This window comes from Pseudomonas protegens (assembly GCF_003732485.1).
Taxonomy (GTDB): Bacteria; Pseudomonadota; Gammaproteobacteria; order Pseudomonadales; family Pseudomonadaceae; genus Aquipseudomonas; species Aquipseudomonas protegens_B.
Genome location: NZ_MOAK01000004.1, coordinates 1 through 16,603, shown reverse-complemented (window position 1 = coordinate 16,603; position 16,603 = coordinate 1). Strand labels below are relative to the sequence as shown.

General features: G+C 55.5%; 13 protein-coding genes and 1 tRNA gene. All 14 read right to left on the bottom strand.

Annotation, left to right across the window (positions count from 1 at the left end):
- On the bottom strand, positions 1 to 1,236 hold a 1,236-nt coding region (locus tag BLX41_RS00185), incomplete at its 3' end, for an elongation factor G (RefSeq protein WP_123723272.1).
- A gap of 30 nt (positions 1,237 to 1,266) precedes the next feature.
- Positions 1,267 to 1,737: a 30S ribosomal protein S7 gene (rpsG, locus tag BLX41_RS00180; RefSeq protein ID WP_007925959.1), complete on the bottom strand. Its 471-nt coding sequence runs from the start codon at positions 1,735 to 1,737 to the stop codon at positions 1,267 to 1,269.
- A 111-nt stretch (positions 1,738 to 1,848) separates the two neighbouring features.
- Positions 1,849 to 2,220: a 30S ribosomal protein S12 gene (gene rpsL / locus BLX41_RS00175; protein WP_003186084.1), complete on the bottom strand. Its 372-nt coding sequence runs from the start codon at positions 2,218 to 2,220 to the stop codon at positions 1,849 to 1,851.
- Between the two features lie 201 nt (positions 2,221 to 2,421).
- The gene (gene rpoC, locus BLX41_RS00170) at positions 2,422 to 6,621 is read right to left on the bottom strand and encodes a DNA-directed RNA polymerase subunit beta' (protein ID WP_102865259.1); all 4,200 of its coding nucleotides are present in this window, start codon (positions 6,619 to 6,621) and stop codon (positions 2,422 to 2,424) included.
- 64 nt (positions 6,622 to 6,685) lie between these two features.
- Positions 6,686 to 10,759: a DNA-directed RNA polymerase subunit beta gene (gene rpoB / locus BLX41_RS00165; protein WP_011063779.1), complete on the bottom strand. Its 4,074-nt coding sequence runs from the start codon at positions 10,757 to 10,759 to the stop codon at positions 6,686 to 6,688.
- A 221-nt stretch (positions 10,760 to 10,980) separates the two neighbouring features.
- On the bottom strand, positions 10,981 to 11,346 hold the full coding sequence (rplL, locus tag BLX41_RS00160) for a 50S ribosomal protein L7/L12 (RefSeq protein WP_060841342.1): 366 nt from the start codon (positions 11,344 to 11,346) through the stop codon (positions 10,981 to 10,983).
- Positions 11,347 to 11,426: 80 nt separating this feature from the next.
- Positions 11,427 to 11,927, bottom strand: coding sequence for a 50S ribosomal protein L10 (rplJ, locus tag BLX41_RS00155; protein ID WP_025132369.1), 501 nt, complete (start codon positions 11,925 to 11,927; stop codon positions 11,427 to 11,429).
- A gap of 198 nt (positions 11,928 to 12,125) precedes the next feature.
- Positions 12,126 to 12,821, bottom strand: coding sequence for a 50S ribosomal protein L1 (gene rplA / locus BLX41_RS00150; protein WP_123723271.1), 696 nt, complete (start codon positions 12,819 to 12,821; stop codon positions 12,126 to 12,128).
- Positions 12,821 to 13,252, bottom strand: a complete 432-nt coding sequence (gene rplK, locus BLX41_RS00145; RefSeq protein ID WP_003176435.1) for a 50S ribosomal protein L11 — start codon at positions 13,250 to 13,252, stop codon at positions 12,821 to 12,823. The genes rplA and rplK overlap by 1 nt, the downstream gene beginning before the upstream one ends.
- Positions 13,253 to 13,370: 118 nt before the next feature.
- On the bottom strand, positions 13,371 to 13,904 hold the full coding sequence (gene nusG / locus BLX41_RS00140) for a transcription termination/antitermination protein NusG (RefSeq protein WP_002555501.1): 534 nt from the start codon (positions 13,902 to 13,904) through the stop codon (positions 13,371 to 13,373).
- Positions 13,905 to 13,913: 9 nt separating this feature from the next.
- Positions 13,914 to 14,282, bottom strand: coding sequence for a preprotein translocase subunit SecE (gene secE / locus BLX41_RS00135; RefSeq protein WP_011063783.1), 369 nt, complete (start codon positions 14,280 to 14,282; stop codon positions 13,914 to 13,916).
- A gap of 45 nt (positions 14,283 to 14,327) precedes the next feature.
- Positions 14,328 to 14,403: transfer RNA gene (locus tag BLX41_RS00130), tRNA-Trp, on the bottom strand.
- A gap of 54 nt (positions 14,404 to 14,457) precedes the next feature.
- A complete protein-coding gene (tuf, locus tag BLX41_RS00125) occupies positions 14,458 to 15,651 on the bottom strand; it encodes an elongation factor Tu (RefSeq protein WP_060841339.1) in 1,194 nt (397 codons plus the stop codon).
- Positions 15,652 to 15,685: 34 nt separating this feature from the next.
- Positions 15,686 to 16,603, bottom strand: a 918-nt coding sequence (locus BLX41_RS00120; RefSeq protein ID WP_473241670.1) for a translation factor GTPase family protein, incomplete at its 5' end; no start/stop codon positions are given.

The window sequence follows — 16,603 nt, the reverse complement described above, 5'->3', positions numbered from 1 at the left end:
CTGCTTGTCGAGATCGCACAGAGTGTCGCCAGTGGTGACGTCCTTCATGCCGATCAGGGCAGCGATATCGCCTGCACGTACTTCCTTGATCTCTTCACGCTGGTTGGCGTGCATCTGCACCATACGACCAACGCGCTCTTTCTTGCCCTTGACCGAGTTGATCACGGAGTCGCCCGAGCTCAGGAAGCCCGAGTAAACGCGCACGAAAGTCAGAGTACCAACGAACGGGTCAGTAGCGATCTTGAATGCCAGAGCCGAGAACGGCTCGGAATCGTCAGCATGACGCTCGTCGTAATCCGCTTCTACCAGCTCATCCTTCGGCTTCTCGATGAGATCCGGATGGATACCCTTGATCGCCGGGATCTCGGTAGGAGCAGGCAGGAAGTCGATAACGGCATCGAGAACCAGGGGAACACCCTTGTTCTTGAACGAAGAACCACAGACCGCCGGAACGATCTCGCTAGCCAGGGTGCGCGCACGCAGGCCGGCCTTGATTTCTTCGATGGTCAGGTCACCTTCTTCAAGGTACTTGTTCATCAGCTCTTCGTTGGCTTCAGCAGCAGCTTCAACCATGTTGGAGCGCCACTCGTTAGCCAGGTCCAGCATATCGGCAGGAATTTCTTCCTCGCGATAGGTAGTACCCTTGTCGTCGTCGTTCCAGTAGATAGCCTTCATCTTGATCAGATCAACCTGACCTTCGAAGTTATCTTCAGCACCGATAGCCAGCTGAACCGGAACCGGGGTGTGACCCAGACGGTTTTTGATCTGACCAACAACGCGCAGGAAGTTAGCACCAGCACGGTCCATCTTGTTCACGTAAACAACACGTGGAACACCGTACTTGTTGGCTTGACGCCATACGGTTTCAGACTGAGGCTCAACACCGGAAGTACCGCAGAACACAACGACCGCGCCGTCGAGTACACGCAGAGAGCGCTCTACTTCAATGGTGAAGTCAACGTGACCAGGGGTATCGATAACGTTCACACGATAGTTATCGTATTGGCCGCGCGAACCTTTCCAGAAGGTAGTTACAGCAGCGGAGGTAATGGTAATACCCCGCTCCTGCTCCTGCACCATCCAGTCGGTGGTAGCAGCGCCGTCATGCACCTCACCCATCTTGTGGCTGAGACCTGTGTAAAACAGGATCCGCTCGGTAGTGGTAGTCTTGCCCGCGTCAACGTGGGCACAGATACCAATGTTACGGTAGCGGTTGATTGCTGTAGTACGAGCCATAAAGCCCTCGCAAAATGAATGATGCTGAGATTAGAAGCGGTAGTGCGAGAAAGCCTTGTTGGCTTCAGCCATACGGTGAACGTCTTCACGCTTCTTAACTGCAGCACCTTTGCCTTCGGCAGCGTCCAGCAGTTCGCCAGCCAAACGCAGAGCCATAGACTTCTCGCCGCGCTTGCGGGCGAAGTCTACCAACCAGCGCATTGCCAGAGCGTTACGACGGGACGGACGAACTTCGACCGGAACCTGGTAAGTAGCACCGCCTACGCGGCGCGACTTCACTTCGACCAGCGGAGCGATGGCGTCGAGAGCTTTCTCGAAGATTTCCAGGGGATCGCTGTTCTTGCGCTCTTTAACTTTTTCCAGCGCACCATAAACGATACGTTCGGCAACGGCTTTCTTGCCGCTCTCCATTACGTGGTTCATGAACTTGGCAAGGATCTGGCTTCCGTATTTCGGATCGTCCAGAATCTCACGTTTGGCTGCTACGCGACGTCTTGGCATTGATAAGCCCTCAAACGGTCTTCAGGTTAGCTCGGGACAGTTGATCCAATGGACGCGTGCCCGACCTTACTCTTATCGACTCAATATAATTAAAAACTGCAAAACGACCGATTACTTCGGACGCTTGGTACCGTACTTCGAACGACCTTGGTTACGACCTTTAACGCCGGAAGTATCCAGGGAGCCGCGAACGGTGTGGTAACGAACACCTGGCAAGTCTTTTACACGGCCGCCGCGAATCAGTACGACGCTGTGCTCTTGCAGGTTGTGGCCTTCACCGCCGATGTACGAGGAAACCTCGAAACCGTTGGTCAGACGCACACGGCATACTTTACGCAGTGCCGAGTTAGGTTTTTTCGGCGTAGTGGTATACACGCGAGTGCACACGCCACGACGTTGCGGGCAGTTCTGCAGCGCAGGTACGTCGGATTTCTCGACGATACGCTTACGCGGCTGACGTACCAGCTGGTTGATAGTTGCCATCTACTAGCTCCACTGTTGTCTTTCGACATAAACAAAATGGCAGAGCAGGAGCTCCACCAAATTTAGGGGTACAAGAGTCTAAAGAGGATCTTGCCCCCAGTCAAGGCAAGGCCCCGGCCTCTCCGATCAGCGAACCTCGACAAAAAGTGTCTCGATTCTCAGTCGGAAAAACCGGGGCCCCATCTCAATCTACTGCAGACCTCAGTTACCGCTGGAGTTCAGCGCTTCTGTCAGTGCTGCTTCGACTTCGCTCGCGCTCACGCGCAGCGGCTTGTCTGCATCACGACGACGCTTGCGCTCACTGTGGTAAGCCAGGCCGGTACCGGCCGGGATCAGACGACCCACAACCACGTTTTCCTTCAGGCCACGCAAGTAGTCGCGCTTGCCGGTCACTGCTGCCTCGGTCAGTACACGAGTGGTCTCTTGGAAAGAGGCCGCCGAGATGAACGACTCAGTGGACAAGGACGCCTTAGTAATACCCAGCAATACGCGGGTGAACTTGGAGATGAACTTGTCTTCAGCGCTCAGACGCTCGTTTTCTACCAGTACGTGAGTCAGTTCCATCTGGTCGCCCTTGATGAAGCTGGAGTCGCCAGACTCGGCAATCTCAACCTTACGCAGCATCTGACGCAGAATGGTCTCGATGTGCTTATCGTTGATCTTCACGCCCTGCAGACGGTAAACGTCCTGGATCTCGTTAACGATGTACTTGGCCAACGCGCTTACACCCAGCAGACGCAGGATGTCGTGCGGATCGCTCGGACCGTCGGAGATAACTTCGCCGCGGTTCACTTGTTCGCCTTCGAAGACGTTCAGGTGACGCCACTTCGGAATCAGCTCTTCATACGGATCACTACCGTCGTTCGGGGTAATGACCAGACGGCGCTTGCCCTTGGTCTCTTTACCGAACGCGATGGTGCCGCTGACTTCAGCCAGAATCGACGCTTCTTTCGGACGACGAGCCTCGAACAAGTCGGCAACACGCGGCAGACCACCGGTGATGTCACGGGTCTTCGAAGTTTCTTGCGGAATACGAGCGATAACATCACCGATCGCAATCTGCGCACCGTCGGCAACACCTACAAGGGCGTTAGCCGGCAGGAAGTACTGGGCCGGTACGTCGGTACCTGGCAGCAGCAGATCCTTGCCATCCATACCCACCATCTTCACCGCAGGACGAATGTCCTTACCGGCAGCTGGACGGTCTTTGACGTCAAGCACTTCAATGTTGGTCATACCGGTCAATTCGTCAGTCTGACGCTTGATCGTGATGCCTTCTTCCATGCCCACGTAGGTCACGGTACCTTTCATTTCGGTAACGATTGGGTGGGTGTGCGGGTCCCACTTGGCGACGATGGCGCCAGCGTCAACCTTGTCACCTTCCTTCACCGAGATCACGGCACCGTACGGCAGTTTGTAGCGCTCGCGCTCACGACCGAAGTCGTCAGCGATGGCCAGCTCACCGGAACGGGATACGGCTACCAGGTGACCATCGACACGCTCAACGTGCTTCAGGTTGTGCAGACGGACGGTACCGCCATTCTTCACCTGTACGCTGTCTGCTGCCGAGGTCCGGCTTGCCGCACCACCGATGTGGAACGTACGCATGGTCAGCTGGGTACCCGGCTCACCGATGGACTGGGCAGCAATTACGCCGACCGCTTCACCGATGTTCACCAGGTGGCCGCGGGCCAGGTCGCGACCGTAGCACTTGGCGCAGATGCCGTAGCGGGTTTCGCAGCTGATCGGAGAGCGCACGATCACTTCGTCGATGCTGTTCAGCTCGATGAACTCGACCCACTTCTCATCTACCAGGGTGCCAGCAGGAACGATGACGTCCTCGGTACCTGGCTTGAATACGTCACGGGCGATAACACGACCCAATACGCGCTCACCCAGCGGCTCTACAACGTCACCGCCTTCAATGTGCGGAGTCATCAGCAGGCCGTGTTCGGTGCCGCAATCGATCTCGGTCACAACCAGATCCTGCGCCACGTCTACCAGACGACGAGTCAGGTAACCGGAGTTCGCAGTTTTCAACGCGGTATCCGCCAGACCTTTACGAGCACCGTGAGTCGAGATGAAGTACTGGAGTACGCTCAGACCTTCACGGAAGTTCGCAGTAATCGGCGTTTCGATGATGGAGCCGTCCGGCTTGGCCATCAGACCACGCATACCGGCAAGCTGACGAATCTGTGCAGCGGAACCCCGCGCACCCGAGTCAGCCATCATGTACATCGAGTTGAACGATTCTTGCTCGACTTCGTCGCCATTGCGGTCGATGACTTTCTCTTTCGAGAGGTTGGCCATCATCGCTTTGGATACTTCGTCGTTGGCTTTCGACCAAAGGTCGATCACCTTGTTGTACTTCTCGCCCTGGGTTACCAGGCCGGAGGCGTACTGGCTCTCGATTTCCTTCACTTCGTCGGTGGCAGCACCGATGATGCGGGCTTTTTCATCCGGGATAACGAAGTCGTTAACACCGATGGAAACGCCGGAAATGGTCGAGTAAGCGAAACCGGTGTACATCAACTGGTCAGCGAAGATCACGGTCTCTTTCAGACCAACCACGCGGTAGCACTGGTTGATCAGCTTGGAGATCGCCTTCTTCTTCATCGGCAGGTTGACGACGTCAAAGGACAGACCTTTTGGCACGACCTGGAACAGCAGCGCACGGCCAACAGTGGTGTCGACGATACGCGTAGCGCTCACGCTGCCGCCATCACGATCGTTAACGGTTTCGTTGATACGAACCTTGATCTTGGCGTGCAGAGCCGCTTCGCCGGCGCGGAATACGCGGTCGACTTCCTGCAGGTCCGCGAACACACGACCTTCGCCCTTGGCGTTGATCGCTTCACGGGTCATGTAGTACAGACCCAATACAACGTCCTGCGACGGAACGATGATTGGCTCACCGTTGGCTGGCGACAGAATGTTGTTGGTCGACATCATCAACGCACGCGCTTCCAGCTGGGCTTCCAGCGTCAGCGGTACGTGTACGGCCATTTGGTCACCGTCGAAGTCGGCGTTGTACGCAGCACAGACCAGAGGGTGCAGCTGGATAGCCTTACCTTCGATCAGTACCGGTTCAAACGCCTGGATACCCAGACGGTGAAGGGTCGGTGCACGGTTGAGCAGTACGGGGTGTTCGCGAATCACTTCAGCGAGAACGTCCCAAACTTCCGGCAGCTCGCGCTCAACCATCTTTTTGGCGGCTTTGATGGTGGTAGCGAGACCACGCATTTCCAACTTGCCGAAAATGAACGGTTTGAACAGCTCGAGAGCCATCTTCTTCGGCAGACCGCACTGGTGCAGACGCAGGGTCGGGCCTACGGTAATTACCGAACGACCGGAGTAGTCAACACGCTTACCGAGCAAGTTCTGACGGAAACGACCTTGCTTACCCTTGATCATGTCGGCCAGGGATTTCAGAGGACGCTTGTTGGAACCGGTGATAGCGCGACCACGACGGCCGTTGTCGAGCAGTGCATCGACAGCTTCCTGCAACATACGCTTTTCGTTGCGCACGATGATGTCCGGAGCGGACAGATCCAGCAGGCGCTTCAAACGGTTGTTACGGTTGATCACTCGACGATACAGATCGTTGAGGTCGGAAGTCGCGAAACGACCACCATCCAGCGGGACCAGTGGACGCAGATCTGGCGGCAGAACCGGCAGAACGGTCAGCACCATCCACTCTGGCAGGTTGCCGGAACCCTGGAAGGCCTCCATCAACTTCAGACGCTTGGACAGCTTCTTGATTTTGGTTTCCGAGTTGGTTTGCGGAATCTCTTCACGCAGACGGCCAATCTCGTGCTCCAGGTCGATAGCGTGCAGCAGCTCGCGGACAGCCTCGGCACCCATGCGGGCGTCGAAGTCATCACCGAACTCTTCCAGCGCTTCGAAATACTGCTCATCGTTCAGCAGCTGACCTTTTTCAAGGGTGGTCATGCCTGGATCGATAACGACATAGCTCTCAAAGTAGAGAACACGCTCGATATCACGCAGAGTCATGTCCATCAGCAAGCCGATACGGGACGGCAGCGATTTCAGGAACCAGATGTGGGCAACCGGCGAAGCCAGTTCGATGTGCGCCATGCGCTCACGACGAACCTTGGCCAGCGCAACTTCAACGCCACACTTCTCGCAGATCACGCCGCGATGCTTCAAGCGCTTGTACTTACCGCACAGGCACTCGTAATCCTTTACCGGGCCAAAGATCTTGGCGCAGAACAGGCCGTCACGCTCAGGCTTGAACGTACGGTAGTTGATGGTTTCCGGCTTTTTAACTTCACCGAACGACCACGAACGGATCATCTCAGGCGAGGCCAATCCGATACGGATGGCGTCGAACTCTTCGACTTGACCCTGGTTTTTCAGCAAATTCAGTAGGTCTTTCAAGGCCTTTCCTCCTGGCGGAGCAGAGAGCGGGCAATCCTGCCCCGCTCTCGATTCGCGTCACGTGTTATTCGGTTTCCAGATCGATATCGATGCCGAGGGAACGAATTTCTTTGATCAACACGTTGAAGGACTCGGGCATGCCCGGCTCCATACGGTGATCGCCGTCCACGATGTTTTTGTACATCTTGGTACGACCGTTCACATCGTCCGACTTCACTGTGAGCATTTCTTGCAGAGTGTATGCAGCACCGTATGCTTCCAGTGCCCAGACCTCCATCTCCCCGAAACGCTGACCACCGAACTGCGCCTTACCACCCAGCGGCTGCTGGGTAACCAGGCTGTACGAACCGGTAGAACGAGCGTGCATCTTGTCGTCTACCAAGTGGTTCAGTTTCAGCATGTACATGTAGCCAACGGTAACTGGACGCTCGAACTTGTTGCCGGTACGGCCGTCGGTCAGTTGCATCTGGCCGCTTTCTGGCAGGTCTGCCAGTTTCAGCATGGCCTTGATTTCGCTTTCCTTGGCACCGTCGAACACCGGAGTGGCCATCGGAACACCGCCGCGCAGGTTGTTCGCCAGATCCAGGATCTCCTGATCGGAGAAGCTGTCCAGGTCTTCGTTGCGACCGCCGATCTGGTTGTAGATCTCGTCCAGGAAGGTACGCAGTTCTGCGACCTTGCGCTGCTCTTCGACCATGCGATTGATCTTCTCGCCCAGACCTTTGGCCGCGAGGCCCAGGTGAGTTTCGAGGATCTGACCAACGTTCATACGCGAAGGTACGCCCAGCGGGTTGAGGACTACGTCGACCGGGGTGCCATTGGCATCGTGCGGCATGTCTTCAACCGGCATGATCACGGAGACCACACCCTTGTTACCGTGACGACCGGCCATCTTGTCGCCCGGCTGGATGCGACGACGGATTGCCAGGTAGACCTTGACGATTTTCAGCACGCCTGGAGCCAGGTCATCGCCTTGCTGCAGCTTGCGCTTCTTGTCTTCGAACTTGTCGTCCAGCAGACGGCGACGATCAACGATGTAGGCCTGGGCCTTCTCGAGCTGCTCGTTCAGAGCATCTTCAGCCATGCGCAGTTTGAACCACTGGCCATGCTCAAGACCGTCGAGAACTTCATCGGTGATTTCCTGGCCTTTCTTCAGGCCGGCGCCGCCTTCGGCTTTATGGCCAACCAGAGCGGAGCGCAGACGTTCGAAGGTCGCACCTTCAACGATACGGAACTCTTCGTTCAGGTCCTTGCGGATCTCGTCCAGCTGGCTCTTCTCGATCGACAGTGCACGAGCATCACGCTCAACGCCGTCGCGAGTGAAGACCTGTACGTCGATAACAGTGCCCTTGGTACCAGTAGGCACACGCAGGGAAGTGTCTTTAACGTCGCTGGCTTTTTCACCGAAGATCGCACGCAGCAGTTTCTCTTCCGGAGTCAGCTGGGTCTCGCCTTTCGGAGTGACCTTGCCCACCAGGATGTCGCCTGCGCCAACTTCAGCACCTACATAAACGATACCGGCTTCGTCCAGCTTGTTCAGTGCAGCCTCACCCACGTTCGGGATGTCTGCAGTGATTTCCTCTGGGCCAAGCTTGGTGTCACGAGCCACACAGGTCAGTTCCTGGATGTGGATCGTGGTGAAACGGTCTTCCTGAACCACACGCTCGGACAGGCAGATGGAGTCTTCGAAGTTGAAGCCGTTCCACGCCATGAACGCGATACGCATGTTCTGACCCAGTGCCAGCTCACCCATGTCGGTGGACGGACCATCGGCCATGATGTCGCTGCGCTGAACCCGATCACCCTTGCTCACCAGCGGACGCTGGTTGATGCAGGTGTTCTGGTTGGAGCGGGTGTACTTGGTCAGGTTGTAGATGTCGACACCGGCTTCACCGGTTTCAACTTCGTCATCAGCAACACGAACCACAATACGGCTGGCATCGACCGAGTCGATCACACCGCCACGACGAGCCACGACGCAAACGCCGGAGTCACGGGCAACGTTGCGCTCCATGCCGGTACCTACCAGCGGCTTGTCAGCACGCAGGGTCGGTACAGCCTGACGCTGCATGTTGGAACCCATCAATGCACGGTTGGCGTCGTCGTGCTCGAGGAACGGAATCAGCGACGCTGCAACCGAAACTACCTGCTTCGGCGAAACGTCCATCAAGGTGACGTCTTCCGGCGCCTTGACGGTGAATTCGTTCAAGTGACGAACAGCTACCAGCTCATCGACCAACTGACCTTTGTCGTTCATCGTCGCCGAAGCCTGGGCGATCACGTGATCGGCCTCTTCGATAGCGGACAGGAACACGATCTCGTCGGTTACCAGAGCGTCTTTCACCACACGGTACGGGCTCTCGAGGAAGCCGTACTGGTTGGTGCGCGCATAGGCCGCCAGGGAGTTGATCAGACCGATGTTCGGACCTTCCGGCGTTTCAATCGGGCATACACGACCGTAGTGGGTCGGGTGTACGTCACGGACTTCGAAGCCTGCACGCTCACGGGTCAGACCACCTGGGCCAAGTGCAGAAACACGGCGCTTGTGGGTGATCTCGGACAGCGGGTTGTTCTGGTCCATGAACTGGGACAGCTGGCTGGAACCGAAGAACTCTTTCACTGCCGCAGCCACTGGCTTGGCATTGATCAGGTCTTGCGGCATCAGGCCTTCGCTTTCAGCCATCGACAGGCGCTCTTTGACCGCACGCTCTACACGCACCAGGCCAACGCGGAACTGGTTCTCGGCCATTTCGCCAACACAGCGAACACGACGGTTACCCAGGTGGTCGATGTCGTCGACAATGCCTTTACCGTTACGGATGTCGACCAGGGTCTTCAGTACGGCAACGATGTCTTCTTTGCACAGGACGCCCGAACCTTCGATCTCGGTACGACCGATACGACGGTTGAACTTCATCCGGCCAACGGCGGACAAGTCATAGCGCTCAGGGCTGAAGAACAGGTTGTTGAACAGAGTCTCGGCAGCATCTTTGGTCGGTGGCTCGCCAGGACGCATCATGCGATAGATCTCGACCAGCGCTTCCAATTGGTTGCTGGTGGAGTCGATCTTCAGAGTGTCGGAAACGAACGGACCGCAGTCGATGTCGTTGGTGTACAGAGTTTCGATGCGAACAACTTGAGCCTTGGCGATTTTTGCCAGGATCTCGGTGTTCAGCTCAGTGTTGCACTCTGCCAGGATTTCACCAGTAGCCGGATGCACGATAGCCTTGGCGGTGGTACGCCCCAGGACGTAGTCCAGAGGTACATCCAGCTCTTTGATACCGGCTTTTTCCAGCTGGTTGATGTGGCGAGCGGTGATACGACGACCCTGCTCGACAATAACCTTGCCCTTGTCATCCTGGATGTCCAGAACGGCAATTTCACCACGCAGGCGCTGAGGCACCAGCTCCAGGCTCAGGCTCTCGCCTTTCACGTGGAATACGTTGGTGGTGTAGAAAGCATCCAGCACTTCTTCAGTGGTGTAACCCAGCGCGCGCAGCAGAACCGACGCAGGCAGTTTGCGGCGACGGTCGATACGGACGAACACGCAGTCTTTCGGGTCGAACTCGAAGTCCAGCCACGAACCGCGGTAAGGAATGATCCGCGCGGAATACAGCAGCTTACCGGAGCTGTGCGTCTTGCCACGGTCGTGGTCGAAGAATACGCCAGGGGAACGGTGCAGCTGGGAAACGATTACACGCTCGGTACCGTTGATTACGAAGGTACCGTTCTCAGTCATCAGGGGGATTTCACCCATGTAGACTTCTTGCTCTTTGATGTCCTTGATCGCTTTGTTCGACGACTCTTTGTCGAAAATGATCAGACGAACTTTTACCCGCAAAGGTACGGCGTAAGTCACACCACGCAACACGCATTCTTTTACATCAAACGCCGGTTCGCCCAGGCGATAACCGACATACTCCAACGCAGCATTGCCGGAGTAGCTGATGATCGGGAAAACGGATTTGAAGGCCGCATGCAGGCCCACGTCGCGGAACTGATCTTTAGTCGCTCCCGCTTGCAAGAATTCACGATACGAATCCAGCTGGATGGCCAGGAGGTAAGGCACATCCATGACGTCCGGCAACTTGCTAAAGTCCTTGCGGATACGTTTTTTCTCAGTATATGAGTAAGCCATCAGCGTTCCCCAGCTTGGTCACCTGCTTATTCGGCTCCTCCCGACGGGAGCAGCCAGAAAATCGTGCAAACCCTTTGGTTTGCGCCACCGCACAGGGTGGGTTACAGCACGTTAAAGGCACCGACCCAGTCGGTCGCCAATAACGGAAAAAGGCCGGTGGCAAAAGCCACCAGCCATCAGCCGTTCGCTTAACGCTTGGGCTGGAGACACGAAGTCGATGCTTACTTGAGCTCGACTTTAGCGCCTGCTTCTTCCAGAGCTGCTTTGGCCTTTTCAGCTGCTTCTTTAGCAACAGCTTCCAGAACCATGGCAGGAGCGCCGTCAACTACAGCCTTGGCTTCTTTCAGGCCCAGACCGGTCAGTTCACGTACAGCCTTGATCACGTTAACTTTCTTCTCGCCAGCTTCGGTCAGCATGACGTTGAATTCAGTTTGCTCTTCAACAACAGCGGCAGCAGCAGCTGGGCCAGCAGCGGCAACAGCAGCGGTAACGCCGAAGGTTTCTTCCATTGCTTTGATCAGCTCAACAACTTCCAGAACGGTTTTCTGGCCGATTGCTTCGATGATTTGCTCGTTAGTCAGAGACATGACTATAAATTCCTGTATTGGGGTGACAGCCTACGCAGCCATCAAATTAAACATATGATTTTGAAAGGGCTTGCAGTGCCTTAGGCAGCAGCAGCTTCTTTCTGGTCGCGAATAGCCGCCAGAGTACGAGCCAGCTTGCTGGTAGCGCCTTGGATCACGCTCATCAGCTTCGCAATAGCTTCGTCGCGAGTTGGCAGCGAAGCCAACACGTCGATCTCGTTTGCTGCGAGGTACTTGCCCTCGAACGCAGCTGCCTTGATCTCGAACTTGTCCTGACCCTTTGCGAACTCTTTGAAAATACGGGCAGCAGCGCCCGGATGTTCCTTGGAGAATGCAATCAGGGTAGGGCCGACGAACGCGTCGTTGAGCACGTCATATTGAGTGCCTTCAACAGCGCGCTTGAGCAGGGTGTTACGTACGACACGTACATAAACACCAGCTTCGCGGGCCTCTTTACGGAGTCCGGTCATAGCGCCTACTGTCACACCACGGGCATCAGCCACGACAGCGGACAGAGCGGCTTTGGCAGCCTCGTTGACTTCAGCGACGATGGCCTTCTTGTCTTCGAGTTTAATTGCCACGGGTTTAACTCCTGCTTGTTACCGTTTCATCCAACCGGAGCTGGATGTCGTTTTGGTGTCTGATTCGGTAAGGAACCGGGAGCACCATCTGCGTAGGCTTGTGGTTTAAGACTTGCGCCGCCTACGGTCTTGGATAGCCCCCGCCAGGCAGGGACCCCAATTTTTCAACTGACGCAATCGCTTGCGCCAGTTTATGCCTTATACGTCCAGCGAACCCTGGTCGATAACCAGACCTGGGCCCATAGTGGTGCTCAGGGTAACGCGCTTGACGTAGATACCTTTCGAAGAAGCTGGCTTGATACGCTTCAGGTCGGCGATCAGGGCTTCTACGTTTTCCTTCAGCTTGACGGCGTCGAAGCCGACCTTGCCAACGGAGGTGTGGATAATGCCGTTTTTGTCGGTACGGTAGCGAACCTGACCAGCCTTGGCGTTCTTAACTGCCGAAGCTACGTCTGGAGTTACGGTACCAACTTTCGGGTTAGGCATCAGGCCACGAGGACCCAGAACCTGACCCAACTGACCTACAACGCGCATTGCATCCGGGGAAGCAATAACTACGTCATAGTTCAGGTCGCCAGCTTTCATTTCGGCAGCCAGATCATCCATACCTACGCGGTCTGCACCGGCAGCCAGGGCTGCTTCAGCAGCTGGACCCTGGGTGAAGACAGCAACACGTACGGTCTTGCCAGTGCCGTGTGGCAGCACGGTAGCGCTACGAACAACCTGGTCAGATTTACGTGGGTCTACGCCCAGGTTCACAGCTACGTCTACAGACTCGCTGAACTTAACGGTCGACAGCTCGGTCAGGAGAGCGGCAGCTTCTACGAAGTTGTAGGCCTTGCCTGCTTCAATCTTGCCGGCGATAGCCTTTTGGCGCTTGGTCAGCTTAGCCATTACACACCCTCCACGTTAAGGCCCATGCTACGAGCAGAACCGGCGATAGTACGCACGGCTGCATCCATATCAGCTGCAGTCAGATCGGCGTTTTTGGTTTTCGCGATCTCTTCCAGCTGAGCACGGGTAACAGTGCCAACCTTAACGGTGTTTGGACGAGCAGAACCGCTAGTCAGGCCAGCAGCTTTCTTCAGCAGAACCGAAGCAGGGGTGCTCTTAGTTTCGAAAGTGAAGCTGCGGTCACTGTAAACAGTGATGATCACGGGAGTCGGCAGACCTGGTTCAAGACCCTGAGTACGGGCGTTGAAAGCCTTGCAGAATTCCATGATGTTCACGCCGTGCTGACCCAGAGCTGGACCAACGGGCGGGCTTGGGTTGGCCTGAGCGGCCTTAACTTGCAGCTTGATGTAAGCAGTAATCTTCTTAGCCATGAGGCACTCCAATTACGGGTTCAGACGCCTAGAAAGGCTCCCCGGTTACTTGCGCGTTTATCCCAGTGACGACAAAACCCCACAGCCTAAGACTGCGGGGTATGGGATTCTCGTTCAGTTATGCCTTCTCGACCTGACTGAACTCTAGCTCCACCGGAGTAGAGCGACCGAAAATGAGCACTGCCACTTGGATGCGGCTCTTTTCGTAGTTAACTTCTTCAACAGTACCGTTAAAGTCAGCGAACGGGCCGTCAGTAACACGAACCACTTCGCCTGGCTCGAACAGAGTCTTGGGCTTGGGCTTGTCGCTGCCATCGGCAACGCGACGCAGAATTGCTTCTGCTTCTTTATCAGTGATAGGAGCTGGCTTGTCAGCAGTACCACCAATGAAACCCATGACACGAGGAGTATCCTTGACCAAGTGCCAAGTACCCTCATTCATATCCATTTGAACCAGAACATAGCCTGGAAAGAACTTACGCTCGCTCTTGCGCTTCTGGCCATTGCGCATCTCTACCACTTCTTCAGTGGGAACCAGAATCTCGCCGAAGCCATCTTCCATGCCAGCCAGCTTTACACGCTCGATCAACGAACGCATCACATGCTTCTCGTAACCCGAGTAAGCATGCACAACGTACCAACGCTTAGCCACGGGACACCCTTAGCCAACAATCAAGGAAACAAGCCAGCCGAGCAGAGAATCTAGCCCCCACAACAGCAACGCCATAACCAGAACCACAGCCACTACAATCAGAGTGGTCTGCGTGGTTTCTTGGCGAGTTGGCCATACGACTTTACGAATCTCAGTGCGCGCTTCTTTAACCAGCACAAAGAACGACTTGCCTTTTGCAGTCTGCAAACCAACAAAGGCAGCAACAGCAGCAATGACAAGCAGCGCCAGGACGCGGTACAGGATCGGCGAAGCAGAATAGTACTGATTGCCAACAACACCAACAATCACCAAAGCAACCACAACGAGCCACTTGAGCAGATCGAAGCGAGAGCCTTGAGCTTCAGCCTTAGGAGTCATCTATGAAGATCCTGTGAAAAGAAAGCCAGACACATTGAGTGAATCTGGCAGGTCAGGAGGGAATCGAACCCCCAACCTACGGTTTTGGAGACCGTCGCTCTGCCAATTGAGCTACTGACCTAAAAACAAAATCAGGCCGACCATTATGTCGGCCCGATGGAGATATTTCAAGAGCTTATTCGATAACTTTGGCTACGACGCCAGCGCCGACGGTACGACCGCCTTCACGGATAGCGAAACGCAGACCATCTTCCATCGCGATGGTTTTGATCAGAGTGACAGTCATCTGGATGTTGTCACCTGGCATTACCATTTCAACGCCTTCTGGCAGCTCGCAGTTACCAGTCACGTCAGTAGTACGGAAGTAGAACTGTGGACGGTAGCCTTTGAAGAACGGAGTATGACGACCGCCTTCTTCTTTGCTCAGAACGTAAACTTCAGCGGTGAACTTGGTGTGCGGCTTAACGGTACCCGGCTTAACCAGAACCTGGCCACGCTCAACGTCGTCACGCTTGGTACCACGCAGCAGAACGCCGCAGTTCTCGCCAGCACGACCTTCGTCGAGCAGCTTACGGAACATTTCAACGCCGGTGCAGGTAGTCTTCTGAGTGTCGCGCAGACCAACAATCTCAACTTCTTCCTGGATGCGAACGATGCCACGCTCAACACGGCCAGTTACCACGGTGCCACGACCGGAGATCGAGAATACGTCTTCGATTGGCATCAGGAACGGCTTGTCGATTGCACGCTCTGGCTCTGGGATGTAGGTATCCAGAGTTTCTACCAGACGCTTAACAGCGGTGGTACCCATTTCGTTGTCGTCTTGGCCGTTCAGAGCCATCAGAGCCGAACCGATGATGATCGGAGTGTCATCACCTGGGAAGTCGTAAGTACTCAGCAGGTCGCGCACTTCCATCTCAACCAGTTCCAGCAGCTCAGCGTCGTCAACCATGTCAGCCTTGTTCAGGAAGACAACGATGTACGGAACGCCTACCTGACGGGACAGCAGGATGTGCTCACGAGTTTGTGGCATCGGACCATCGGCAGCCGAGCAAACCAGGATCGCGCCGTCCATCTGGGCAGCACCAGTGATCATGTTTTTGACGTAGTCGGCGTGACCTGGGCAGTCAACGTGCGCGTAGTGACGAATGTGCGAATCGTACTCTACGTGTGCAGTGTTGATGGTGATACCACGAGCTTTTTCTTCTGGGGCGCTGTCGATCTTGTCGAAGTCAACACGAGCCGAACCGAAAACCTCGGAACAAACGCGAGTCAGAGCAGCGGTCAGAGTGGTTTTACCGTGGTCAACGTGACCGATAGTGCCAACGTTGACGTGCGGTTTGTTACGTTCAAATTTTTCTTTAGCCACGACAATTAACTCCTAGCCTAAAGGGGAGACTGAATCAGCCTTGTTTTTTAACGAGAGCTTCGACGATGTTCGACGGAGCTTCGGCGTATTTGGAGAATTCCATGGAGTAGCTCGCGCGACCCTGAGACATGGAACGAACGTCAGTTGCATAACCGAACATTTCACCCAGTGGCACTTCGGCACGGATTACCTTGCCGGACACCGAGTCATCCATACCCTGAATCAGACCACGACGACGGTTCAGGTCACCCATCACGTCACCCATGTAGTCCTCTGGGGTTACAACTTCAACCTTCATGATCGGCTCGAGCACAACACCGCCACCCTTCTGGGCCAGCTGCTTGGTCGCCATGGAGGCCGCCACCTTGAACGCCATCTCGTTGGAGTCGACGTCGTGGTAGGAACCATCGAACACGGTAGCCTTCAGGCCGATCAGCGGATAACCGGCAACGACGCCGTTCTTCATCTGCTCTTCGATACCCTTCTGGATAGCCGGGATGTATTCCTTAGGCACCACACCACCAACAACTTCGTTGGTGAAGACCAGACCTTCGGTGATGTTGCCGTTCGCATCGACGTCCGGCTCCGAGAAACGGATCCAGCAGTGACCGAACTGACCGCGACCGCCGGATTGACGAACGAACTTGCCCTCAATCTCGACGTTGCTTTTGCTGATCTTCTCGCGGTACGAAACCTGCGGCTTGCCGATGTTGGCTTCGACGTTGAACTCGCGCTTCATGCGGTCAACGAGGATGTCCAGGTGCAGCTCACCCATACCGGAGATGATGGTCTGACCAGTCTCTTCGTCGGTCTTGACACGGAACGACGGGTCTTCCTGAGCCAGCTTGCCCAGTGCAATACCCATCTTTTCCTGGTCCTGCTTGGTTTTCGGCTCTACCGCTACCGAAATCACAGGCTCAGGGAAGTCCATACGCTCAAGGATGATCTGCTT

Coding starts and splice junctions, on each gene's coding strand:
- secE (WP_011063783.1), bottom strand. CDS start 14,282: ATGACTCCTAAGGCTGAAGCTCAAGGCTCTCGCTTCGATCTGCTCAAG.
- rplA (WP_123723271.1), bottom strand. CDS start 12,821: ATGGCTAAGCTGACCAAGCGCCAAAAGGCTATCGCCGGCAAGATTGAA.
- rplK (WP_003176435.1), bottom strand. CDS start 13,252: ATGGCTAAGAAGATTACTGCTTACATCAAGCTGCAAGTTAAGGCCGCT.
- rpsL (WP_003186084.1), bottom strand. CDS start 2,220: ATGGCAACTATCAACCAGCTGGTACGTCAGCCGCGTAAGCGTATCGTC.
- rplL (WP_060841342.1), bottom strand. CDS start 11,346: ATGTCTCTGACTAACGAGCAAATCATCGAAGCAATCGGCCAGAAAACC.
- rpsG (WP_007925959.1), bottom strand. CDS start 1,737: ATGCCAAGACGTCGCGTAGCAGCCAAACGTGAGATTCTGGACGATCCG.
- rpoB (WP_011063779.1), bottom strand. CDS start 10,759: ATGGCTTACTCATATACTGAGAAAAAACGTATCCGCAAGGACTTTAGC.